This is a genomic window from Halalkaliarchaeum desulfuricum (assembly GCF_002952775.1).
Lineage (GTDB): Archaea > Halobacteriota > Halobacteria > Halobacteriales > Haloferacaceae > Halalkaliarchaeum > Halalkaliarchaeum desulfuricum.
Map to the genome: position 1 here is coordinate 2,163,858 of NZ_CP025066.1, position 20,855 is coordinate 2,184,712.

Below are 20,855 nucleotides of genomic sequence, written 5' to 3' on the forward strand. Positions count from 1 at the left end.
TACAAAGGAAAAATGCGGCTGCCGTCACTCGACTGGTCCCTCTGCAGCCGGCGGATCTTTGGGTTCTTCGGCAACACCTGGAAGCACCGTCCCGGTGTACTCCCGCGTTACCGGACCGGACAGGTGGGCCGGCTCGCCGTCGGGAATACGAACGCGGAGTTCACCGCCGGGGGGGCGCAGATCGACGACGGTGCCGTCGACGACTCCGAGGTGGGCCGCGACCGCAGCGATCGCAACGGCTCCAGTCCCACATGCCCTCGTCTCGCCCTCGACCCCACGCTCGTAGGTCCGCTGCTCGAATGTTGCTCCCTCGCCCTCGCTATTTTCGGGGTCATCGACCCGAGAGGCGACGTTCACGTTCGCCCCGTCCGGGAAGACGTCCGCGTGTCTGATCGGGGGTGCCACCGTCTCGAGGTCGATCTCGTGGACGTCGTCGACGAAGGCGACCGCGTGAGGAACGCCGGTGTCGACTGCCGTGACGGTCAATTCCCCGATCTCACGTTCGACTACCGCCTCGTCGATCCGGGGGATTCCCATTTCGATTTCGACGTATCCGTCGCCCGGTTCGCCCGGGTCGACTGTCGCGTGTCGGGTCCCGGCCATCGTGTCGATCATGAACTCGATCTCGCCGGTTCGCTCGTGGGCCCACTGTGCGGCACACCTGGCGCCGTTGCCACACATCGCCGCCACCGAGCCGTCCGGCTGGACGAGCGTCATCACGACACGCGGTGGCGTAAACTCCGGGGAGAGATCCAGAAAGAGAACGCCGTCCGCGCCGGTCCTGGGTTCGGGGACCACCGCTTCCGGAAGGGCCGATCCGGAGCCGCCGTCGAGTGCAGTCGCCCCACCGTCGGGGCGGGACGGATGCTCATCCCCGTTCTGAAGACGGGAGACGCCAGTACTTCGATCGCACACTGCCGTCGCGAACGCTCGTCGGTCCGGGATCCCCCGGACTGCGGGGTGACTCGCGTCGACGACGACGAAGTCGTTTCCTGCTCCGTGGTACTTCTCGAACGGGGCTGCGTGAGTTTGGCTCATTCGTGATCCTCCAGTGGCTCGATCGGTCGCTCGACCCGGGTGAGGTCCTCGACGGTTTCCCTGTGTCGAACCGGACGAGAGTCCGACAGGTCGGATCCGTCGACGGCGACTTCCGCGGGACGGGGACGGGAGTTGTACTGACTCGCCATCTCGTACCCGTACGCTCCGGCGATCCCCACGGCGAGGACGTCGCCGCGCTCGGGCCGGGTGAGCGGACGATTGTCACAAAAGACATCGGCACTTTCACAAATAGGTCCCGCGACTGTGGCAGGTATCGCCTCCTGGGATAGGTTCGCTGACAGGTTCGCGATCGGGTGATAGGCGTCGTACAGCGCCGGCCGGATCAGGTCGGTCATGCCGGCGTCGACGCCGACGATCGTCGTATCCGGCGTCGGCTTGACCGTGTTGACACGGGTCAACAGGACGCCGGCGTCGGCGACGACGTAGCGTCCGGGTTCGATCGCGAGCCGGGCCGCGTCGCCGTCCCGTCCCGGTACAGTCCCCAGCGCGTCCCTCGTGGCTGCGGCAACTGCATTCAGATCCAGCGGCGGTTCCTCCTCCCGGTACGGGACGCCGAAGCCGCCGCCGACGTCGACGTACTCGAGCCCCGGCAGTCCCTCGACCGAGAGTTCTTCGGCGACCGTCCGTGCCAACTCCCCCATTCGACCGACGAGTTCGCGGTGGTCCGCGAGATCTGCCCCCGAGATCCCGGAGCCGGCGTGTGCGTGCAGTCCGACGAGATCGAACCGCCGCGCCGCGTCGATGGCGGTCTCCGGTGCGCGGGAAAGCGGCACGCCGAACTTCGCGTGCCCGCCGGTCCGGACCTTCTCGTGGTGGCCGGCGCCGATCCCGGGGTTGACGCGAAGACACACTCGACCGTCGAAACCGCGCTCGTCGAGCCGATCGAGAGTGTCGGCCGCGCCGACGGTGACCGTGATGTCGGGATGATCGTCCCATGCGGAGACGACCGCATCGAGGTCGCGGGCGGGCGGGTTCACCGCTGTGTAGTGAAGGCTGTCTCCCCGGAAGCCGGCGGCCAGCGCTCGCTCGACCTCGCCTGCGGAGGCACATTCGGCGTCGAGCCCGGCCCGTCGGACCGTCTCCAGGACCGAACGCCCGGTGTGGGCCTTGACAGCGTATCTGACCTCCGCCTCCGGAAACGCGTCACGGAGCCGATTGCAGTTCTCACTGACGCGCTCGAGATCGATGACGTATAGGGGGGTTTCGAACTCCTCGGCGAGTGCTGTGAGTCCGTCCGTGTCCCAGTCGTCGAGTCGACGGATCCGGTCGTCGTTCGTTCCGTCCATTTCACTCCCGTAGCGTTCCCTCTCGCCGCGTCGCTTCCAAGGTCTCCTCTTCGACGTGGGTGGCGACGACGGCGGGTTTGTACGCGCCACCCTCGAGCAGATCGTGATTCGACACCGATGACTCCACATACCGGATGAACGCCCGCCGGTTTCCTGGAAGATGGCCGTAGACGACCTTCTCATCGACCAGATCGTACACCGGGATCCGCGGCGTGAGGAGGGTGTTCTCTCCGACGACGCTGTTTTCGCCGATCCTGAACCCCGAGGTCACCCGACAGCCGGCACCCAGCGAGACGCCGTCCTCGATTATTACCGGAGCGTCCTCGATCGGTTCCAGCACACCGCCGATCAACGTGTTCGCCCCCAGCTTCACGTCCTCGCCGATCTGGGCACACGAGCCTACCGTGTCACACGAGTCGACGAGCGTTCCGTCGCCGACGGACGCGCCGACGTTGACGAACGCCGGGCTCATGACGATGCAGTCGGCGCCGAGGTGAGCACCGCGACGAATCACCGTTCCGTCGGGCGTGTTTCTCGTTCCCCGATCGCCGAGGTCGTCGGTGCGGCGAAGCGGGAGCACGTCGTAGTAGGTGACGCCGCCGTACTCCCGCGGTTGGGTTTCGCGGAGGCCGAAGTTGAGCAAAACCCCTCGCTTCACCCACTCGTTTGCCTCCCAGCTTTCGACGTCGTCGCCGGTCTTTTCGGCCGCACGGATCTCCCCTGCCTCCAGCGCTTCGAGGAACGCCTCCAGGGTGGCCAGGTCCTCGTCGTCCGCTTGCTCGGCAGTCAGACCGTTCTCGTACCGGTGCCACAGATCGTCGATTGCAGATTCGAGCGTCATCTGTCGTCTCCGTTGTCGATTGCGTTCTGGTTCGTTTCGTCCATCGTTTTGTCCGGCGATGCTCCTGCGGTCGCTTGCCTCGAAGGGTCGGACTCTTCGTCCACGACGTCGGGCTCTTCGTCTACGACGTCGGACTCCCCATCGACGACATCGGAAAACGCGTACCGTCCGGGGCTCCGGCCTGCGAGCCACGCCGCCGCGTCGAGCGCTCCGGCCGCGAATACGCCCCGATCGCCCGCCCGGTGGGAAAGCGAGAGCGTCTCCCGGTTGCCCGCAAGGAGGAGTTCGTGCTCGCCGGTTATGTCGCCCGCCCGGCGCGCGTGAACGCCGATCTCGCCGGCGATCCTGGGCTGGTCACCCTCTCTGCCGTGCACCCGACCGGGCGCGTCGGCACCGTCGCCGACGATCGCCTCGATGTCCTCGAGGATCGTCTTTGCGGTGCCCGACGGCGCGTCCCGCTTGCCGTTGTGATGGGTCTCGGTGAGTTCGACGTCGTAGTCGGGCAGTGCCCCGACCGCCTCCCGAACCGCCCGACGGAGCGCCATGATCCCCCGGGAGAAGTTCGACGCCACCAGTACGGGAACCGATTCGCTCGCCCGATCGAGCGCCTCGCGGTCGTCGTCGTCGAACCCGGTCGTCCCGGTCACGAGGGGAACGTTCGCCTCGGCGCAGGCGTCGGCGTATCCGACGGTCGCTGCCGGCGCGGTGAAGTCGACGAGGACGTCCGGCTCGACCTCCGAGAGCGCTTCCGCGAGGGGGTCACTCCCCTCGGCGGTTCGAACCGGCACGCCCGCGACCTCGCCTATGGTCGACCTGTTGACCGCGAGCGCGACGTCGAGGTCGTCGCGTTCGTTCGCGAGGTCGATCACCTCCCGTCCCATCCGACCGCCGGCCCCGGTGACCGCGACCCGGACGGGATGACGCTGCCGACTCACGGGTTCGGCACCTCCGGTTCTTCAGTCGCGTCCAACTCCGCGAGCACGTCCCGGAGGTACTCGCGGTTCTCCGGGGTGAGCCGCGTCAGCGGCGACCGGATGTGGGGGCTGGTGTGCCCCCGAATGTGCATGGCTTCCTTCACCGGGATCGGGTTCGTTTCGACGAACAGCGCCCGCATCAGCGGGCCGAGCTCGTGGTGGAGTCGTCGGGCGCGGTCGTAATCGCCCGCAAGCGCCGCGCCGACCATCGCGCAGGTGCGCTCGGGTTCGACGTTGGCGACGACGCTTATCGTCCCGGTTCCGCCGACCGAGAGCGTCGGCAACGTCATCCCGTCGTCGCCCGAGAGCACGTCGAACGACTCCCCACGAGTTCGTTCGACGATCTCGGAGATCTGGTTGAGGTCACCCGAGGCGGCCTTGTAGCCGGCGATGTTGGGATGGGCGGCGAGTTCGACGGTCGTGTCGATCGGGATGTTCTGTCCGGTCCGGGAGGGGACGTTGTAGACGATCTGTGGCAGATCGACGGCGTCGGCGATCGCCGTGTAATGTTCGTAAAATCCCTGCGCCTCCGGCTTGTTGTAGTACGGCGAGATCAAAAGCAGGCCGTCGGCTCCCGACTCCTCGGCGCGCCGCGAGAGGTCGATCGCCTCGTGGGTGGAGTTCGAGCCGGTGCCGGCGATGACCGGGACGTCGTCGACGGCTGCCACGACCGTCTCGACGACCTCCGCGTGTTCGTCGTGTGTGAGTGTCGCCGACTCCCCGGTCGATCCGACCGGGACGAGCCCGTCGACGCCGGCGGCCTCGAGACGGCGGGCTTCGGCTGTAAGCGTTTCGTGGTCGACCTCGCTGTCGTCCGTAAACGGCGTTACTATCGCGGGATAGACGCCTTCGAAGTGTGTTTCCGTCATTGTTATCTGGGGTTCGTGTGCTGTAATCCGTGTTCGTAGGTTGTCGCGTGTGGTTCGCGTGTGATTCGCGTGTGGTTCGCGTGTGGTTCGCGTGTTGCTCCGGACGCTGACTGTCGAGTCGAACGTTCCGGATTTAGATCTCGGCCGCCGGCGCCGACGAACGCGCCGCCGACGGTCGAGGTGAAGTCGAACGCCGCCCGAGACGGGGTCGCCACTCCCGCAACGAGCGTTACCGCACCCGTTTTTTGGGGAAGAAGGGACGCGAAGCTGCCGAACGGGGCGTACCGTCGACAGGTGCGGTGAGTGTCACGGACGGAAACAGGGCGGTGGAGGCCTTATATATTGCGCCTTCGGCGGGTCTCGCGCCGTCCTCGAACGACATGCCTAACAGCCGGCCGACCGACTACCCCGCCATGACCGACATTCACCCGGATCAGCGCGTCGCCGTACTCGCCGATTCACAGAACCTCTATCACACCGCACAGAGCCGCTTCTCGCGGAACATCGACTACACCCAACTGCTCTCCCGCGCTGTGCAGGACCGGCAGCTCATTCGAGCGATCGCGTACGTGATCCGTGCAGATTCCCCCGAGGAGGAGAGCTTCTTCGACGCGCTCGAGGACATCGGATTCGAGACCAAGATCAAGGACATAAAGACGTTCGCCGACGGGTCGAAGAAGGCCGACTGGGACGTGGGGATGAGTCTCGACGCCGTGACGCTCGCCAACCACGTCGACGTCGTCGTGCTGTGCACGGGCGACGGGGACTTCTCCCGGCTCTGTTCGCACCTCCGTCACATGGGGGTTCGGGTGGAAGTGATGGGATTCGGCTCCTCGACGGCCGACGAACTCGTCGACGCGGCGGACAACTTCCTGGATCTCTCGGACCGCGAGGAGGTGTTCCTGCTGTGACTGACGGGGGCTCGACTGGGTCGGCTCCCGATGCGAGCGCGCCGGATCTGGCGTCGTTGCGTACGGTCGCCGACTACCAGTTCGGGGCGGGCGCGGGCGAAGCCCTGTTCCCCCTGGGGGAAGAACTCACCGTCCGTCGATCCACCGGCGGTCGACCGCGCCAGGTCGTCGCCGACGAGGGGCGGCTCGTTTCCTACGGCGTCGACGGACGGTTCACCCTCGGCGTCGCCGGGGGTCGACGGCTGCATGAAACCCTCGATGGCGAGTACACCGTCGCCGTCGGCGACGAGTCGGAGCCGTTCGTCCGCGAGGGCAAAAACGTGTTCGCGAAGTTCGTCGTCGGCGTCGACGACGCCGTCAGACCCCGCGACGAGGTGGTGGTGGTCCACGAGACGGGTTACGTCCTGGCCGTCGGGCGGGCGGAGCTGTCCGCCGCCGGGATGGAAGAGTTCGAAACCGGCATGGCAGTGAAAGTTCGCGAGGGTGCTGGCGATCCGGCGTCCGAGTGATCAGTCGCCGCTCGTCGGCGGTTCGATGCCGGCGTTCTTGCTGGCGTAATCGCGCCCGAGGAAGTAGTTGAGCCACGAGGAGGTGTTTTCGAGTTCCCAGTCGGGCGGGGGAATGTACAGCTCGCGGAGTTTTTCGCGGGCTTTTTCGGGGCCGCCGTCGGCCTTCAACTCTCTGTACGCCTTCACGTAGATACACTTCTGCTCTTCCGGGTGGACTTCACACCAGCCGTCGTAGCTGCCACCGCAGGGGCCGTTGCGCTGGCTTTTCGGGCACTGTGACATCGGACACTGGTAGGCGAGATCGAGGAGCGCACAGTTGCCACACTCCTGGCAGTCGTTGGAGGCGGTTTTGACCATCCGTTCGGTCATCTGGTAGGGCTCCTCGAGCCGGCTGCCGTCGACCTTCTTTGCGCTCCAGCGCATCGGCCCGAAGAGGGCGCCGTCGGGTTCGAACAGCTGGTCGTGCATCACCTTGAACCCGCGGTAGGTAAGCGACTGTTTGGGCTGTTCGGGGAGGGTGGTTCGTTCCCAGGTGTTGAGCCCCGTTTCGGGGTCGCGTTCGTAGTAGTAGAAGCCGTCCTCCATGGGGTAGTCGAACTCCTCGACGATTTCGCGCCACTCGGGCACGAGCTCTTCACCGCGTTCGACGACGTACTCGACGCCGTCGTGATCGACCTCGTGGCCGGCGATGTGGACGCCGTCGTAGCCCATCCCCTTCATGAAGGCGTACATCTTGGCGGCACGCTCCAGACGGGCTTGCTTGCCGTCGTCGTCGTTTTCTTCAGCCTCGGTTTCGATATCCTCGAGGAGATCGTCAGTGACGATGACGCCCGGGATGCGGTTTTTGTTCATCGCGTTCGCCGAGCCGGGATCCAGCACGTAGATGTTGCCGATCACGGGCACGTCGAGGTCGTGATCCTCGACGTACTGCAGCAGTTCGTGGAACTTGCGAGCATCGTAGCCCACCTGTGGGATCACGAACCGGGCGCCCTGCTCGATTTTCTTTTCGAGTTTCCAGTACTGGGGAACGAGTTCGGATTCGAGCCGTTTGAAGGGGGAGACGGCGACGCCGGCGAAGAAGTCGGTGGGTTCGAGACTCTTCTCGCGACCGAACTTGTCGGTGTACTCGAGCCCCTCGTTGAGATCCGAGATGAGATCCATGATCTGAACCGGGTCGAGGTCGTAGACGGGTCGAGACTGGCCCTGATAGCCGTCGTTCTGGTAGTCGCCGGTCATCACGAGCAGGTTCTGGATCCCCTCCCGGTCCATCGCGTACAGCAGGCTCTCGAGCTGGTTGCGGTTCTTGTCTTTCGCGGTGAAGTGCACGAGCGGATCCACGTCGAGATCCTGGAGCTTCATCCCGAGGTACTCCGCGGAGATCGCCGGGTTACCCCCCGCGTTTTCCGTCACCGAAATGCCATCGACGACGTCACCTTCCGAGGCGATTTCCGCCGCCTCGAACACCGCGTCCTGTTGTTGCTCGCGCGCGCCGCGTCCGGGAACGTGTTCCCACGTCACTCCGAACTCCTCGTCGTCGAGAATCGATTCCTTGAACGTGTTCGTAGTCACAGTAATGGAATACTACGGTCTCTGGTCCGTAATTGCCTCTCCTTATATATTGAACCTGTTTAAATAGCCCCGCTCGGTGCGTCGATCGATCACGGCATCGCGTCGGAAAGCGTCACGTAATGTCCGTCCGGATCCCTGATCCGAACGCCCTCCTCGACGGATTCCCGCTTCGTAATTCGGTCGGAAATCTCGTCGGCGGCCGCCTCCGGATCGGTAGCTTCGATTCCGAGATCGACGTGGACGCCTCCCCGGGCGTCCGCAAGTCCGAGGTGCGGTTCCCACAGTTCGAGATCGAATGAGCCGGTCGAGAGCCGCGTTCTGCGACGCTTCGATCCTCGATCCACGACGTCGAACCCCAGATCGACGTAACGGGCCTCCGCAGTAGGGAGATCCTCGACTTCCAGTACCACCTCGAAGATCCGCGTCAGTTCGGGTTCCCCGGTTCCGCTGGGTGGATCCACGCCGGCGATCTCGACGCAGTTCCCCTCCGGATCGTCGGCGTACAGCGATCGCATCGAGCCGAAGTCGACTTCCTGGAGTTCGAGCGTCTCGTCGAGACGGGCGTACCAGTCGTCGTAGACGTCTCTGGGGCAAGCAAAGGCGAAGTGGGTGTGAAGTCCCCCGCGTGGGACGCCGTTCGGTCGTCGCAGCTCGAGGTCGCTTCCGTTTTCGTTTCGGGAACCATCGGTGTTGCCGCCCGAACCGACCGGGAACACAACCTCACGGTCGGAGCGATGAGCCGGATCGAGATCCAGCTGCTCTCGATAGAAGTCGACGACTGGATCGAGATACTTCACTTCCAGCGCGAGCCGCTTGCAGCCACCGAGCATCGCCGGCTATCGCTTGCAGGTGGAAACTCCCAGCACCTGGTACGCGCCACAGGTGCCGGACGCTCCTGTCGCGAGCAGAACAATCGCGACGATCCCGAGAACGAGCGCAACGACACCGCTCGCTGCGAGCAGTCCAGCGAGGATTCCAAGTGACGCGAGGCCGACGACGGCGCCCATCGCGATCCTTACAAGACGGTCAACTTCGCCGACGTTACGTTCCATGTGTGGTTATCGTGTTCGCGGAGGATAACGCTTGTGCGGAGCGTTCCCGAACCGTTCGTTCGGTCACTCGTCGGGATCGTAGTGCTCTCCGGCGGCGTCCGGCATCCGGGTGCGGCCGACGAATGTGAGCACGACGAGTACGGCCACGTACGGGATGATTCCGACGAGCGTCGAAGATATTTCGATGCCGGCGATCCGCTGGAGTTCGAGCTGTAACGCGTCGAGTCCCGCGAAGAAAAACGAGGCCACGGCGGCGCCGATGGGGTTGTAGTTACCGATCAGGTACGTGGTAATACCGATCCAGCCGCGGCCGTCGATCATCGTCTCGCCGCCGCCCACGAACTGGCCGGTGTTGAGCGCGAGTCCGGCGCCGCCGATACCACAGTAGACGCCGGAAAGCAGTACCCCCGTGTACCGGATCTTCCGAACGTCGACCCCGACGGTGTCGAGGGTTTTGGGGTCCTCGCCGCTGGCCTGGAGGTGTTTTCCGAACGCCGTCCGGTTCAGTAGATACCACGAGAAGGGGACAGCAACGAACAGCAGGTAGACAGGTGCGCTCACGTCGAACAGGGCGGGACCGACGTACGGCAGCTCCGACAGGACCGGTATCGGGATCGTGTCCAGGGTGCCGACGCTCGGGCTGTTGACCGTCTCCCAGATGATGATGCTGCCGAAGGGTGCGATCCCGAGCGCGATCAACCAGACTGCCAGCCCGGCGATGATCTGGTCGGCCTTGTACTCGATACACACCGCCGCAAAGAGGAACGCGACGAACGCGCTGGCCACCACGGCCGCGAAGAAGGCCACCAACATCCCCTCCGCATCCCTGCCGCCGAGCGCCCACATCACGGCGATTGCTGTAAAGGCGGCAATTATCAACAGGCCCTCGAGGCCAATGTTGATGACGCCGGACTTCTCGGCGAAGATCCCGCCCATTCCGGCAAAGGCTATCGGGACTGTCAATCGGAGCGCGCTGCGCACGTACGAGGCGTCGACGACGCCCACCACGTCCGCGCCGATTTCCCGAAACCCGGGCACCATCGCAACGACGAACAGGAGTGCGATAATTGCTCCCGCGACGACTCCCGATCGACGCGAAAGTCGCGGGCTATCCATCAGTTTCACCCCCGTCGGTCACTGCAGCCTCGGTGCCGCCCGTCCCGTAGCCGGCACGTTTTCCGAGCATCCGGAAGAACTCCGGCATCGCGACGAACAGGATAATCAGCCCGCGAAGCACTTCGATCAGTTCGTTCGGGACGCCCAGCGCGAAGTCGATCTGGAGTGCGCCGGCTTTCAGGGCACCGAACAGCACGGCCGCCGGGATCACCCCGAGCGGGTTGTTTCCGGCCAGGATCGAGACGGCAATACCGTCGAATCCGAGCGGTGGCATCTCGGTCTGGAACCGGTAGAGAATCATCAACACGTACATCGAACCGCCGATTCCCCCCAGGGCCCCCGAAAGCGTCATGCTCGTGACGATGTTTTGTTCCGCGTTGACGCCGCCGTATTCGGCTGCATCGGGTGCGAGGCCACTCGTCCGCAGTTCGTAGCCGATCACGGTGCGCTTGTACAGCAGATACACCCCGATGGCGACGACCAACCCGGAAACCAGTGCGATAAGCGAAAAGCGCGTCCCGCCGATGGTCGGGGACAGTCGGACGAAATCCGGTACAGCAACTGTCTGGACAGCGTCGACTGTGGGATCGCCGACGTGGTTTCGCACCAGATAGAAGGTGATTCCAAACGCCACGAAGTTGAGCATGATCGTCGTGATCACTTCGTGGGCGTCGGCGTACGCTTTCATCGCTCCCGGGATGGCGCCGTAAAAGCCGCCGCCGGCCGCACCGACCACTACCGAAAGCGGCACCAGAAGGAGAGCACCGATCAGGTTTTCGGGAACGTACGGTGCGAGCCAGATAACTGTTAGCGCGCTCGCGAGTGCGCCAACAACCATCTGTCCCTGCGTTCCGATGTTGAAAAGACCCGCACGGAACGCCACCGCCACCGACAGCCCGGTGAAAAGCAAAAGCGTTGTCTCCTGAAGGGTAAGGCCGATGTTCACGGGTGTCCCGAACGCACCGTAAACCAGCATCGCGTACACCTCGACCGGATTGTAGCAGAACTCTACGCCCGCGATGGTGAACGCCGGGATCCGACACGTCGCGACCGCACCGGAGACGAACACGAGAACACCGCCGACCAGGCTCGCAAACACCAGCGCGGCCAGACTGATCGCGATCCGTTCGGTCCCCGAGGTGTCCACGAGTCGATCCAGCAGACGCTCGATCGACTCCCTATTCATCGTCTCCCTCCGGATACTCGCCGGCCATCAACAGGCCGATCTCCGCTTCCGTCACCTCGTCCGGATCAACCACGTCCATGAACCGACCGTCGTACATAATTGCCATTCGGTCGGAGAGTCGCTGCACCTCTTCCAGTTTAGAGGAAACGAGCAACAGTCCGACCCCCTCCGTTTTGAGATCCAGCAGCCGGTTGTGAACGAACTCGATGCTGCCAATATCGACGCCGCGCGTCGGCTGAGAGGCGACAACGAGCGATGGGTCCCGTTCGAGTTCGCGTCCGACGACAAACTTCTGCTGGTTCCCTCCCGAAAGCGAGCGGGCTGACGTGGTGGGGTCCGGCGGCCTGACATCGTACTCGTCGATGATCGCGTCCGTGTATTCTCCAGTGTGGTCCCAGTCGACGAACCCACCGTCGGCGAATCCCGGGAGCCGCTGGGTGCCCAAAAGCGCGTTCCGGCGGAGATCGTAGTTCAACACGAGACTCCGGCGCTGTCGGTCTTCAGCGATGTACGACATCCCGGCGGCGATCCGCTCGCGTCGAGTATTGTCAGTGACGTCCGCCCCATCCAGCAGTATCCGCCCCGAATTGGCAGGGCGCAATCCGGTGATCGCTTCGACGAGTTCCGACTGCCCGTTGCCGTCGACGCCCGCGATTCCGAAGATCTCCCCGTTGGCGACCGAAAACGACACCCCGTCGACCGCCCGCACGCCGCGGTCGTCGTCGACTTCGAGGTCCTCGACCGCGAGGGTCGTCTCCCCCAGGTCGACCGCCGTTCTCCCCACATCCAGCAGCACCTCGCGTCCGACCATCATCGTGGCAAGCTCTTCGCGTGTCGTCTCGGCGGTGTCGACAGTGCCGACCAGCTTCCCATCCCTGAGAACGCTTATCTCGTCGGCAGCCCGGAGAGCCTCCCCGAGTTTGTGCGTGATGAAGATAATCGTCTTGCCATCTGCAACGAGCTCGTCGAAGATGTCGAACAGCGACTCGACTTCCTGGGGTGTCAACACCGCCGTCGGTTCATCGAGGATGAGAATGTCTGCTCCTCGATAGAGGGCCTTCAATATCTCGAGCCGCTGCTGCTCGCCAACGCTGATTTCGTGGACCTGTTCGGTCGGATCGATGTCGAACCCGTACCGATCGGCGAGCTCTCTGGTCTCCGCGATCGCGCGCTCTTCGTCGGTCATGAGGCCGAAGAACTTCGTCGGCTCCTCCCCCAGAACCAGGTTCTCCGCGACAGTCATAGGGGGAATCAGCATGAAGTGTTGGTGGATCATCCCGATCCCGGCGTCGATCGCATCGCGCGGACTGCCGAACGTCCGTTCGATCCCGTCGACGACGAGCGTCCCCTCCGTGGGCTCGTAGAGACCGTACAGGACGTTCATGAGCGTCGTTTTGCCGGCGCCGTTCTCGCCGACCAGCGCGTGTACGGAGCCACGCTCGATGGCAAAGTCGACGTCGTCATTGGCCACCACTCCGGGGAACCGTTTCGTGATCCCCTCCATCCTGACGGCGTAGTCGCCGCTTTCGGTTCCCCCGTCGTTGTCAGCTCCCACGTGCTCTCTCATTCTAAGCGGCTACACGTCGTCGAGGTTGTCGGGAACCGTAATGTCACCGTCCACGATGGCCTCCCGCGTCGATTCGAGTTCGTCGGTGATTTCTGCGGGAAGTTCACCCTCGAAGTCCTGACCGATCACCGCAGAGACGCCGTCCTCGGCGATGCCGAGGTCGTTCAGTTCCCCACCGCGGAAATCGTCCTCGAGGGTGTTTTCGATCGATTCGTACACTGCGACATTCACGCGCTTGAGCATCGAGGCGAGGATCACGTCGGAGAACTCGGGGGCAGTCACCGACTGGTCGTCGTCGACACCGATCGCGTACCGCCCCTCGGATTGGGCTGCTTCGAAGACACCCGAGCCGGTGCCGCCGGCGGCGTGATACACGACGTCTGCGCCGTCGTTATACATCGAGGAGGCAATCTCCTGGCCTGTCGACGGGTCGTTCCAGTCGCCTGCGTATGCGGAGGTGAACTCGATGTCCTCGTCGACGTACTCGACGCCGGCCTTGTAGCCCGCCTCGAACCGTTCGATCAACGGAACCTCCTGCCCGCCGACGAACCCGACCATCCGCTCGTCAGTGTTCGTCGAGCCGCCGCCGTGGTCGTAGTCCATTCCAGTCAGCATGCCGGCCAGCACACCGACCTGAAATGAGCCCTCCTGTTCTCTGAAGATGTAGTTCGCAACGTTGTCGACGAACCCGTCGTCGCCCTCGACGACGCCGTCGACGATCATGAAGTTCTCGTCCGGGAACTCCTGTGCGTTGTCGAGGAGATCGGACTCCTGAACGAAGCCGATACAGCAGATAAGGTCGAAGTCGGGGTTCTCGCTGCTTGCGAACCGACGCTGAAGTTCCCCCACCTCGTCAGGGCCGCCGGGTTCGGCGTTCTGGTAGTCGAGTTCGAAGTCCGCTTCAGCCTCCTGCACCCCGGTGTGAGCCATGTCATTGAACGACTGATCGCCAAGTCCCCCAGTCGCATACACCATCCCGACGTTGAAGTCGGCACCCTCTCCGTTACCCATACAGCCGGCGATGGCGGCTGCTGTTCCCGCGCTGACCGTTGTCAGAAAGTTTCGCCGATCCATATCATCCGTTGTCACACACTGGCTATTGATTGTTACGAAGCAGTAAAACACGAGAAACGTCCCGACGAATAAACGGGAGCAGTCACCGGAGTGTGATGCCCTGACGTGTCAGATACTCGCCTACTGCCTTGATCTCGACCGGACTCCCGATTATTCGGCAGTGATCGTGATCCCGGAACACGGTAACGGTGAATTGGTTTTCGATGTGGTCCTCCATCCCGTCCAGTGCACCACACGGTAAGACGATCTGCGTGCTGTCGCGGAGACGGGAGGGATCCGGCATCGACTCTATCGGGTGGTTCGATGCGCCACGTATAATCGTGTCGAAATACTATGGTGTCAGTCCGACCGTCAGATCCCGCCCGATGGACTGGTTCGTCACGGGAAACGCTACAAACGCGCTGCAAACGCAGCGCTTATTCGATCAGGCGGGGCAGCATACGTGTGATGAGCGCATTCGACCGGATCGCGCGAACGATCGGCCGGGCGGCGACGGCGGGCTGTCTCGCCGGTCGGACGCTGTTGCCGTTCGACACGAACCCCGTTCCGGGGGACTGGGAACACGTCACCAAGGTCGATCCGGAGGACGCAAAGAAGCTCCCGATCGCCTATCCACGGTATCTCCAATACACGGACGGCATCTCCGTCGGCGGGTCGGCGGACGTGACGGAAACGAACACCGTCGAGACGTTCCGGCTGCTCTCGTCCGTGTCGACGCCCGCGTTTCACGAGCCAAGCGCGGCGAGTCACGTAACCGAGGGGACGCTGTCTGCGTCGTCGTTCCTGGCGGTACCCCAGGTTCTCAACGGGGACGACGAGGCGTTCGTCGGCTCTCTCGGAACCGGGACGCGGTTCATCCGGGAGGAACTCGCGCCTGCGGCCGTCGAAAAGCTGTTACCCGCTCCGGTCGCGAACCGGTACGGCGACCGACTCGCCGAGTTTTTCACACACTGGATGCTCTACTCCGCCGTCTTCGAGGCGTACGTCATCCAGAACCCCGACAGCGCCGCTGCCCGGGAGGCCGGCGTCGACGAGTCGGGTCTCCTCTCACCCGAGCAGGCGAGGGACCGGGCGATAGCCGCCGAACGGTATCTCGGCAGTGAAGTGCTGTACCTCGAATACTCCGGAACCTACGGTGGATCTGAAGCGGTCGACATTCTCGAGGCGATCGCCCCCTCCCTCGATTGGACTCGGCTGTGGTACGGCGGCGGGATCGACTCCCGGGAAAAGGCGACAGAGGTGCTCTCGGCCGGCGCAGACGCAGTGATCGTCGGCGACGTGTTCCACCGAATTGCCGCCGAGGAGGCCGATTTTGCGTCCGCGTTCGTCGCGGATTCGGCGGTCGGGACGTCGGCCCACACCGACCGAATCGACGCGTGGATCGACGACGCCGTCGACGTCGCCGACACCGCCGCAGCGGAGTACATCTCGACGATCCCGTCGGTTCGGGATCCGGTCGGCACCGCACGTGCGAGTCTGATCGCAGGGATTACAGCCCATTGTGTCCTCGCGAAGGCCGAAACCGACGTTCGGGAGGCGATCCGCGAAGGCCAAGTCGCGGATCCGTCGGAGCTTTCGGAGGCCTTCCGGGACGACTATCACAGCCGACTCGAAGCCGGACTCGTTCACGCCGGTAACGGCTCACAGGCATCGACTCTCGCTGCCGATCTTCTCGATACAGTAAGCCTCCGGGCGTTTCGTGAGATGATCGGACCGACGTCGGAGGGGCCCGAATCCGACGACGGGGCGTCGGTGTCGTTCCCGGCCCATCACCTCCCCATCGGAGAACTTCCGCGGTAGCCGGCTTTCCCCCGGTATCGGCGGAGGTGAAGAACGGTTTTATCGATCGCCGGTTTCGAACGTCCATGGCCAGAGGCGACACTCTCCTCAACACGGTCATCGGCGCGGTCGTCACAGTCATTCTCTCGTTCACTGGCGTCTCCCCGATCCTCGGCGGCGGCACCGCGGGATATCTCCAGGGAGAAAGCCGAAAAAGTGGTGCGAAGGTCGGCGCCCTCTCGGGCGTCTTCGCGTTCGTTCCGTTCCTGCTTTTCGCGGCCGTGATTTTCGGCTTCTTTGTGGCTGTCCCCGTTACTCGTCTGGAACGCGGGGCTCGGGGCTCTCGGTGGATATCTGGGGGCGTATCTCCGAGAGGAGCGTGAAACCTGAGCAGTCGGTCGCAGTGACAGGCGAAACCAGCTTTCACGGACCCGATCGTGACATAGCTTTATCACGAGCAGCGCCGTAGCTTACACATTGTAGCATGACAACGATAAGCAAAGAGAAGCTGACGGGCTTTTACGAGGACATGGTGACGGCCCGGTATTACGAGGAACGGCTCCAGGAGGAGTATCTCGTGGGGAAACAGCCGGCCTTCGACATCAGCGCCGGGCCGATCCCGGGCGAGCTTCACCTGGCTGCCGGTCACGAGGCGTCCGGAATCGGCGTGTGTCATCACCTTCGCGACGACGACACGGTGACGGCACCACACCGGCCCCACCACATCGCTATCGCGAAGGATGTCGACCTCGACCGGATGACAGCGGAGATCTTCGGGCGGGAAACCGGGCTGTCATCGGGAAAGGGTGGACACATGCACCTGTTCGATCCCGAGGTGAACTTCGCCTGCAGCGGGATCATCGCGCAGGGCTGTCCGCCGGCGGTCGGGGCAGGAATGGCCGCGAAAAAACGCGGCGAGGACAGCGTCGCCGTGGCGTTTCTGGGCGAAGGGGCGATTAGCCAGGGGGCGTTCCTCGAGTCGCTGAACCTCGCGAGCGTCCGCGACCTGCCGGTGGTGTTCGTGATCGAGGACAACGACTGGGCGATCAGTATGCCGAAAGAACGCGTCACGGCACCCCTCGACGGTTCGCGGCGGGCGGACGGATTCGACATGCCGGGAATCCGGGTCGACGAGGACGACGTGGTCGACGTCTACCGGGCCGCAGACGAGGCGATCGGTCGCGCCCGCGACGGAAACGGGCCGACCCTCCTCGAACTCCAGGTCCACCGTCGAATGGGCCATTTCATGGGTGATCCGGAGACCTACCGACCGGAGGAGGACCAGGAACTGGCAAAAGAGCGCGATTCGATCGAACGGCTGAAGGAAGAACTGCGATCCCACGGCGTGGACGAGGAAACCATGGAATCGATCAAGACAGCGGCTCACGAACGCGTCGACGAAGCGATCGAGTGGGCGAAAGAACAGCCGAAGCCCGATCCCGATGCAGCCTACGAGGACGCGTTCGTCAACCCACCATCGGGCGTGACAGACACGGAACCGGAGTTCGACCTGGCAGGGGGTGAAGACTGATGACCGCAGAGACTCACCCGGAAACAGTCGACCGCGAACTGACGATGAGTCGGGCGATGGTCGAGGCGATCGCCGACGAGATGCACGAAAACGAGGAGGTATTTTACATGGGTGAAGACGTGGCCGACTACGGCGGCATCTTCGACTCCACCCAGGGCTTGCTCGACGAGTTCGGCCACGAGCGCATCGTGGACGTCCCGATCAGCGAAACCGCGTATCTCGGCGCCGCCGTCGGCGCCGCACAGGAGGGGATGCGGCCGATCGCGGAGTTGATGTTCGTCGACTTCTTCGGCGTCGCGATGGATCAGATCTACAACCAGATGGCGAAGAACACGTACATGAGCGGCGGCGCCGTCAACGTTCCGATGGTGCTCACCACCGCCGTGGGAGGTGGCTACAACGACGCCGCCCAGCACTCGCAGACGCTGTACGGGACGTTCGCCCATCTCCCGGGGATGAAAGTCGTCGTCCCGTCGACGGCATACGACGCCAAGGGGCTGATGCACAACGCGATCCGGGACGACGATCCGGTCGTGTACATGTTCCACAAGCGACTGATGGGCATCGGCTGGATGCCCGCGCCGGACGGCCCGAAGACACCAGTGCCGGAAACCGACTACACCATCCCCTTCGGGAGCGCCGACGTGAAACGCGAGGGCAGCGACGTAACCGTGGTCACCCTCGGGCTCCACGTCCATAGAGCGCTCGAGGCCGCAGATTCGCTGGCGGAGGAGGGAGTCGACGTCGAGGTAATCGACCTCAGATCGCTCGTTCCGCTGGACACCGACACCGTCCTCGAATCGGTCCGGAAGACGGGGCGGCTCGTGGTCGTCGACGAGGACTACCGATCGTTCGGCGTGACCGGCGAGATCATCGCCACAGCCGCAGAGGACGCGCTCGCGGACCTCGAGGCGGTCGAACGGGTCGCCCATCCGGACGTCCCGATCCCGTACGCCCGGCCGCTGGAAAACGAGACGATTCCGGACGTCGAGGACATCGCAGCCGCAGTCGAGAGCGTCCACAGATGAGCGGGGAGCGAGTCGCCGTCGCCGTCGACGACTACTGGCCCGAGGACGTCGAGTCCGACGAAGGGGTCGTCGTCAACTGGTTCGTGAGGGAGGGGGCAACTGTCGAGGACGGTGATCCGCTGTGTGAACTGCAGGTGGAAAAGGTGAGCTTCGACGTTCCCGCACCCGTCTCCGGCGAACTCGACGAGATACACCTCGCGGAGGACGAGGAGTTCACCCGGGGGGCGACGCTGGCGGTGCTCACACCGGCGTGACGTCCCGGGGCTGACCTACACTCCTACACCCCATCGAGCGGTTTCCAGGTCCGTGGCGACCGGTTCAACCGCCGGCAGTCGTTCTCGGTGACGACGACGAGATCCTCGATCCGGATCCCGAACTTCCCTTCGATGTAGACCCCGGGTTCGACGCTGAACACCATTCCCGCCTCGAGCTGCCGGTCGTTTTCCCCGGTAATGTACGGCGGTTCGTGGACGTCGAGGCCGACCCCGTGGCCAGTCCGGTGGATGAACCGGTCGCCGTACCCTCGCTTTTCGATGACTTCGCGCGCGGCCCGATCGATCTCGCGGGCCTCGACGCCCGGTTCGACTGCCCCGATTCCCGCCTTCTGAGCCGCCAGAACGGCGTCGAACGCCGGCTCGAACTCCGTCGGCGGTTCCCCCTCGAAGACGACCGTCCTGGTCTGGTCGCTCGGATAGCCGTCCATCCGGGTTCCGAAATCGAGGACGACGGGATCGCCCGCCTCGATCGCCCGGTCGCCGTGGCGGTGGTGTGGGCGTGCGCCGTTCGGCCCGGAGCCGACGACGACGTCGAAGGACGTCCCTTCACCGCCGGCGTCCTCGAGACGCCGTTCGATCTCGACTGCGAGTTCGCGTTCGGTCATTCCGATCGCGTCCTTGCCGAGCGTGCGGACCGATTCGCTCACCGAATCTGCGATCGAAGCCGCCCGTTCGAGGCGGTCCAGCTCGGCGTCGTCCTTTCGGATTCGGAGGTCGGCCAGCAGTTCGCTCGCCAGGCCGAAGGTGGCCTCGGGGAAGACCTCGCGGAGGTCCTGGGTGAACATCGCCCACATGCGGTCGTCGACTAGGAGCCGGTCGCCCGTTATTGACAACTCCTCGCCGATGGATTGTAGCAGAACGGTCGGATCCTCGTCGTCGCTCCAGGTTCGCACGTCGTCGATCGGCGATTCGTCCCGGATCTGTTCGTCGTACATCTCCGGCGCCAGGAACAGCGTGTCATCGGGCGTGACAAACAAAAAGAGGTGGCGCTCCATCGGTTCGTCCTCGAACCCCGAGAGGTAGTACATATTTGAACTGGGAAAACAGACGAGCGCGTCGGCGTCCCCGGATCGAAGCGTGTTCCTGGCCCGTGTCAGGCGAGTCGCGATGGCGTCGTGATCGGTCATACTGGTGTCCCGTTCGAGTCACTTCGGCAACTCCGACCGTAGGCGTTCCGCTTCAGTGGTTTGCCCGTCTCACGAGAAAGACGGGTTTAACTCTCCTGCAGCATTCACTCGGGGACACCAATGGAGATCGCCGAAGCAAGCGCGAACTGCGAGGACGCTCTCGCCGCGGTCGAGCGGGCCGTCGTAGCCGACCGGTCGTTTCTCGAATCCACCCTGTTGGGCGTGCTCGCTCGGGGACACGTTCTCCTTGAGGACGTTCCCGGTACCGGCAAAACGTTGACCGCCAGAAGCGTCGCGGCGGCACTGGGACTGTCGTTTTCCCGGATCCAGTTTACGCCGGATCTGCTCCCGTCCGACGTGACGGGAACCCACATTTTCGACGAGCACACCGGAGCGTTCGAGTTCCGCGAGGGTCCCGTATTCGCGAACGTCCTCCTCGCCGACGAGATCAACCGTGCCCCCCCGAAGACGCAGAGTGCACTCCTAGAGGCGATGGAGGAGCGACAGGTGACCGTCGACGGCGAGACGCGCGAGCTACCGGATCCGTTCTTCGTGATCGCGACCCAGAACCCCATCGAACACGAGGGAACGTTTTCGCTGCCCGAGGCGCAAGTCGATCGGTTCGCGGTGAAAGCCAGCATCGGCTACCCCAGCTACGACGGCGAACGCGAACTCGTTCACCGGCGACTGGATCGGGTACAGCGCAGTCCGACCGTCGACGAGGTACTATCGACCGAAACGGTTCGGGAACTGCAAGCAGCTCCGGAGTCCGTGACGGTTGAAGAAGACGTCGTCACGTACGTTGTTGACATCTGTCGCGCCACGCGAGGTCACCCCCACGTTTCGGCGGGCGTCTCCCCCCGTGGAACCCAGCGTCTGGTGGAAACAGCGCGTGCTCGCGCCGTGATTGACGGTCGAGAGTACGTGACGCCGGATATCGTCAAATCGGTCGCGCTGCCGGTCCTGGCTCATCGGCTGGTTTTGACCCCCGACGCCCGGGTAAAAGATGTCGACAAAAGGGCCGTCATCGAAGCCGTGGTCGACGATACGCCCGTACCGACGGTCGATTGATTTCGAGACGGGAGAGGGACGAGCCCACTGG

At 64.0% G+C, this 20,855-nt stretch carries 22 protein-coding genes; 8 read left to right on the forward strand and 14 right to left on the reverse strand.

Annotated features, from left to right (window positions below; all coding sequences use genetic code 11):
• Nucleotides 1-24: 24 nt before the first annotated feature.
• From dapF to dapA, 5 genes are read right to left on the reverse strand one after another with little or no spacing between them, the layout of a single operon-like run.
• Nucleotides 25-1,038 carry a diaminopimelate epimerase gene (gene dapF, locus AArcSl_RS10865; RefSeq protein ID WP_119818938.1) on the reverse strand — a complete coding sequence of 338 codons (1,014 nt, stop codon included), beginning with the start codon at nt 1,036-1,038 and terminating at the stop codon, nt 25-27.
• Nucleotides 1,035-2,345, reverse strand: a complete 1,311-nt coding sequence (gene lysA, locus AArcSl_RS10870; RefSeq protein WP_119818941.1) for a diaminopimelate decarboxylase — start codon at nt 2,343-2,345, stop codon at nt 1,035-1,037. Before lysA ends, dapF begins: the two co-directional genes overlap by 4 nt.
• A gap of 1 nt (nt 2,346) precedes the next feature.
• Nucleotides 2,347-3,186, reverse strand: a complete 840-nt coding sequence (locus AArcSl_RS10875; protein WP_119818944.1) for a 2,3,4,5-tetrahydropyridine-2,6-dicarboxylate N-succinyltransferase — start codon at nt 3,184-3,186, stop codon at nt 2,347-2,349.
• Nucleotides 3,183-4,121 carry a 4-hydroxy-tetrahydrodipicolinate reductase gene (gene dapB / locus AArcSl_RS10880; RefSeq protein WP_394337300.1) on the reverse strand — a complete coding sequence of 313 codons (939 nt, stop codon included), beginning with the start codon at nt 4,119-4,121 and terminating at the stop codon, nt 3,183-3,185. The genes AArcSl_RS10875 and dapB overlap by 4 nt, the downstream gene beginning before the upstream one ends.
• Nucleotides 4,118-5,029 carry a 4-hydroxy-tetrahydrodipicolinate synthase gene (gene dapA / locus AArcSl_RS10885; RefSeq protein ID WP_119818950.1) on the reverse strand — a complete coding sequence of 304 codons (912 nt, stop codon included), beginning with the start codon at nt 5,027-5,029 and terminating at the stop codon, nt 4,118-4,120. The genes dapB and dapA overlap by 4 nt, the downstream gene beginning before the upstream one ends.
• Before the next feature lie 413 nt (nt 5,030-5,442).
• Here dapA and AArcSl_RS10895 point away from each other — a divergent pair, with 413 nt between their 5' ends.
• Complete coding sequence (locus AArcSl_RS10895) at nt 5,443-5,940, forward strand: LabA-like NYN domain-containing protein (protein ID WP_119818956.1); 498 nt, start codon at nt 5,443-5,445, stop codon at nt 5,938-5,940.
• Nucleotides 5,937-6,449 carry a PUA domain-containing protein gene (locus tag AArcSl_RS10900; RefSeq protein WP_119818960.1) on the forward strand — a complete coding sequence of 171 codons (513 nt, stop codon included), beginning with the start codon at nt 5,937-5,939 and terminating at the stop codon, nt 6,447-6,449. Before AArcSl_RS10895 ends, AArcSl_RS10900 begins: the two co-directional genes overlap by 4 nt.
• On the opposite strand, the gene AArcSl_RS10905 is transcribed toward AArcSl_RS10900, so the two are convergent.
• The 8 genes from AArcSl_RS10905 to AArcSl_RS17400 form a co-directional block, all read right to left on the reverse strand.
• On the reverse strand, nt 6,450-8,018 hold the full coding sequence (locus tag AArcSl_RS10905) for a methylenetetrahydrofolate reductase C-terminal domain-containing protein (protein WP_119818963.1): 1,569 nt from the start codon (nt 8,016-8,018) through the stop codon (nt 6,450-6,452). It abuts the gene before it with no gap.
• Between the two features lie 89 nt (nt 8,019-8,107).
• On the reverse strand, nt 8,108-8,848 hold the full coding sequence (locus AArcSl_RS10910) for a fosmidomycin resistance protein (RefSeq protein ID WP_119818966.1): 741 nt from the start codon (nt 8,846-8,848) through the stop codon (nt 8,108-8,110).
• Between the two features lie 6 nt (nt 8,849-8,854).
• Entirely contained in the window at nt 8,855-9,070 is a 216-nt protein-coding gene (locus tag AArcSl_RS10915) for a YgaP family membrane protein (protein WP_119818969.1), read from the reverse strand.
• A gap of 63 nt (nt 9,071-9,133) precedes the next feature.
• A complete protein-coding gene (locus AArcSl_RS10920; RefSeq protein ID WP_119818972.1) occupies nt 9,134-10,186 on the reverse strand; it encodes an ABC transporter permease in 1,053 nt (350 codons plus the stop codon).
• Nucleotides 10,179-11,372 (reverse strand): ABC transporter permease, encoded by a 1,194-nt coding sequence (locus AArcSl_RS10925; RefSeq protein ID WP_119818975.1) that lies wholly within the window; start codon nt 11,370-11,372, stop codon nt 10,179-10,181. The genes AArcSl_RS10920 and AArcSl_RS10925 overlap by 8 nt, the downstream gene beginning before the upstream one ends.
• Nucleotides 11,365-12,939, reverse strand: coding sequence for an ABC transporter ATP-binding protein (locus tag AArcSl_RS10930; protein WP_119818978.1), 1,575 nt, complete (start codon nt 12,937-12,939; stop codon nt 11,365-11,367). The genes AArcSl_RS10925 and AArcSl_RS10930 overlap by 8 nt, the downstream gene beginning before the upstream one ends.
• 9 nt (nt 12,940-12,948) lie before the next feature.
• Nucleotides 12,949-14,013 (reverse strand): BMP family lipoprotein, encoded by a 1,065-nt coding sequence (locus AArcSl_RS10935; protein WP_119818981.1) that lies wholly within the window; start codon nt 14,011-14,013, stop codon nt 12,949-12,951.
• A gap of 82 nt (nt 14,014-14,095) precedes the next feature.
• The gene (locus AArcSl_RS17400; RefSeq protein WP_119818984.1) at nt 14,096-14,296 is read right to left on the reverse strand and encodes a VNG_1110C family protein; all 201 of its coding nucleotides are present in this window, start codon (nt 14,294-14,296) and stop codon (nt 14,096-14,098) included.
• Between the two features lie 164 nt (nt 14,297-14,460).
• Between AArcSl_RS17400 and AArcSl_RS10945 the strand changes: the two genes are divergently transcribed.
• From AArcSl_RS10945 to AArcSl_RS10965, 5 genes are all read left to right on the forward strand, one after another.
• The gene (locus AArcSl_RS10945) at nt 14,461-15,813 is read left to right on the forward strand and encodes a heptaprenylglyceryl phosphate synthase (protein WP_119818986.1); all 1,353 of its coding nucleotides are present in this window, start codon (nt 14,461-14,463) and stop codon (nt 15,811-15,813) included.
• Nucleotides 15,814-15,878: 65 nt separating this feature from the next.
• Nucleotides 15,879-16,175 carry a DUF5518 domain-containing protein gene (locus AArcSl_RS10950; protein ID WP_394337301.1) on the forward strand — a complete coding sequence of 99 codons (297 nt, stop codon included), beginning with the start codon at nt 15,879-15,881 and terminating at the stop codon, nt 16,173-16,175.
• A gap of 101 nt (nt 16,176-16,276) precedes the next feature.
• Nucleotides 16,277-17,323 (forward strand): thiamine pyrophosphate-dependent dehydrogenase E1 component subunit alpha, encoded by a 1,047-nt coding sequence (locus AArcSl_RS10955; protein WP_119818989.1) that lies wholly within the window; start codon nt 16,277-16,279, stop codon nt 17,321-17,323.
• Nucleotides 17,323-18,351: an alpha-ketoacid dehydrogenase subunit beta gene (locus AArcSl_RS10960; RefSeq protein ID WP_119818992.1), complete on the forward strand. Its 1,029-nt coding sequence runs from the start codon at nt 17,323-17,325 to the stop codon at nt 18,349-18,351. Before AArcSl_RS10955 ends, AArcSl_RS10960 begins: the two co-directional genes overlap by 1 nt.
• Nucleotides 18,348-18,605 carry a lipoyl domain-containing protein gene (locus tag AArcSl_RS10965; protein WP_119818995.1) on the forward strand — a complete coding sequence of 86 codons (258 nt, stop codon included), beginning with the start codon at nt 18,348-18,350 and terminating at the stop codon, nt 18,603-18,605. Before AArcSl_RS10960 ends, AArcSl_RS10965 begins: the two co-directional genes overlap by 4 nt.
• Nucleotides 18,606-18,628: 23 nt before the next feature.
• Here the strand turns inward: AArcSl_RS10965 and AArcSl_RS10970 are convergent, their stop codons facing one another.
• The gene (locus AArcSl_RS10970; RefSeq protein WP_119818998.1) at nt 18,629-19,753 is read right to left on the reverse strand and encodes a M24 family metallopeptidase; all 1,125 of its coding nucleotides are present in this window, start codon (nt 19,751-19,753) and stop codon (nt 18,629-18,631) included.
• A 120-nt stretch (nt 19,754-19,873) separates the two neighbouring features.
• Between AArcSl_RS10970 and AArcSl_RS10975 the strand changes: the two genes are divergently transcribed.
• Nucleotides 19,874-20,824, forward strand: a complete 951-nt coding sequence (locus AArcSl_RS10975) for an AAA family ATPase (RefSeq protein ID WP_119819000.1) — start codon at nt 19,874-19,876, stop codon at nt 20,822-20,824.
• Nucleotides 20,825-20,855 lie beyond the last annotated feature (31 nt).

Excerpts from the sequence above, each read along its gene's own strand:
- AArcSl_RS10960 (WP_119818992.1), top strand. The coding sequence starts at position 17,323 with ATGACCGCAGAGACTCACCCGGAAACAGTCGACCGCGAACTGACGATG.
- dapA (WP_119818950.1), bottom strand. The coding sequence starts at position 5,029 with ATGACGGAAACACACTTCGAAGGCGTCTATCCCGCGATAGTAACGCCG.
- AArcSl_RS10935 (WP_119818981.1), bottom strand. The coding sequence starts at position 14,013 with ATGGATCGGCGAAACTTTCTGACAACGGTCAGCGCGGGAACAGCAGCC.
- AArcSl_RS10925 (WP_119818975.1), bottom strand. The coding sequence starts at position 11,372 with ATGAATAGGGAGTCGATCGAGCGTCTGCTGGATCGACTCGTGGACACC.
- dapF (WP_119818938.1), bottom strand. The coding sequence starts at position 1,038 with ATGAGCCAAACTCACGCAGCCCCGTTCGAGAAGTACCACGGAGCAGGA.
- AArcSl_RS10875 (WP_119818944.1), bottom strand. The coding sequence starts at position 3,186 with ATGACGCTCGAATCTGCAATCGACGATCTGTGGCACCGGTACGAGAAC.
- AArcSl_RS10910 (WP_119818966.1), bottom strand. The coding sequence starts at position 8,848 with ATGCTCGGTGGCTGCAAGCGGCTCGCGCTGGAAGTGAAGTATCTCGAT.
- AArcSl_RS10920 (WP_119818972.1), bottom strand. The coding sequence starts at position 10,186 with ATGGATAGCCCGCGACTTTCGCGTCGATCGGGAGTCGTCGCGGGAGCA.
- AArcSl_RS10945 (WP_119818986.1), top strand. The coding sequence starts at position 14,461 with ATGAGCGCATTCGACCGGATCGCGCGAACGATCGGCCGGGCGGCGACG.
- AArcSl_RS10930 (WP_119818978.1), bottom strand. The coding sequence starts at position 12,939 with ATGAGAGAGCACGTGGGAGCTGACAACGACGGGGGAACCGAAAGCGGC.
- AArcSl_RS10895 (WP_119818956.1), top strand. The coding sequence starts at position 5,443 with ATGACCGACATTCACCCGGATCAGCGCGTCGCCGTACTCGCCGATTCA.
- lysA (WP_119818941.1), bottom strand. The coding sequence starts at position 2,345 with ATGGACGGAACGAACGACGACCGGATCCGTCGACTCGACGACTGGGAC.
- AArcSl_RS10915 (WP_119818969.1), bottom strand. The coding sequence starts at position 9,070 with ATGGAACGTAACGTCGGCGAAGTTGACCGTCTTGTAAGGATCGCGATG.
- AArcSl_RS10970 (WP_119818998.1), bottom strand. The coding sequence starts at position 19,753 with ATGACCGATCACGACGCCATCGCGACTCGCCTGACACGGGCCAGGAAC.
- AArcSl_RS10950 (WP_394337301.1), top strand. The coding sequence starts at position 15,879 with ATGGCCAGAGGCGACACTCTCCTCAACACGGTCATCGGCGCGGTCGTC.
- AArcSl_RS10975 (WP_119819000.1), top strand. The coding sequence starts at position 19,874 with ATGGAGATCGCCGAAGCAAGCGCGAACTGCGAGGACGCTCTCGCCGCG.
- AArcSl_RS10955 (WP_119818989.1), top strand. The coding sequence starts at position 16,277 with ATGACAACGATAAGCAAAGAGAAGCTGACGGGCTTTTACGAGGACATG.
- AArcSl_RS17400 (WP_119818984.1), bottom strand. The coding sequence starts at position 14,296 with ATGCCGGATCCCTCCCGTCTCCGCGACAGCACGCAGATCGTCTTACCG.
- AArcSl_RS10965 (WP_119818995.1), top strand. The coding sequence starts at position 18,348 with ATGAGCGGGGAGCGAGTCGCCGTCGCCGTCGACGACTACTGGCCCGAG.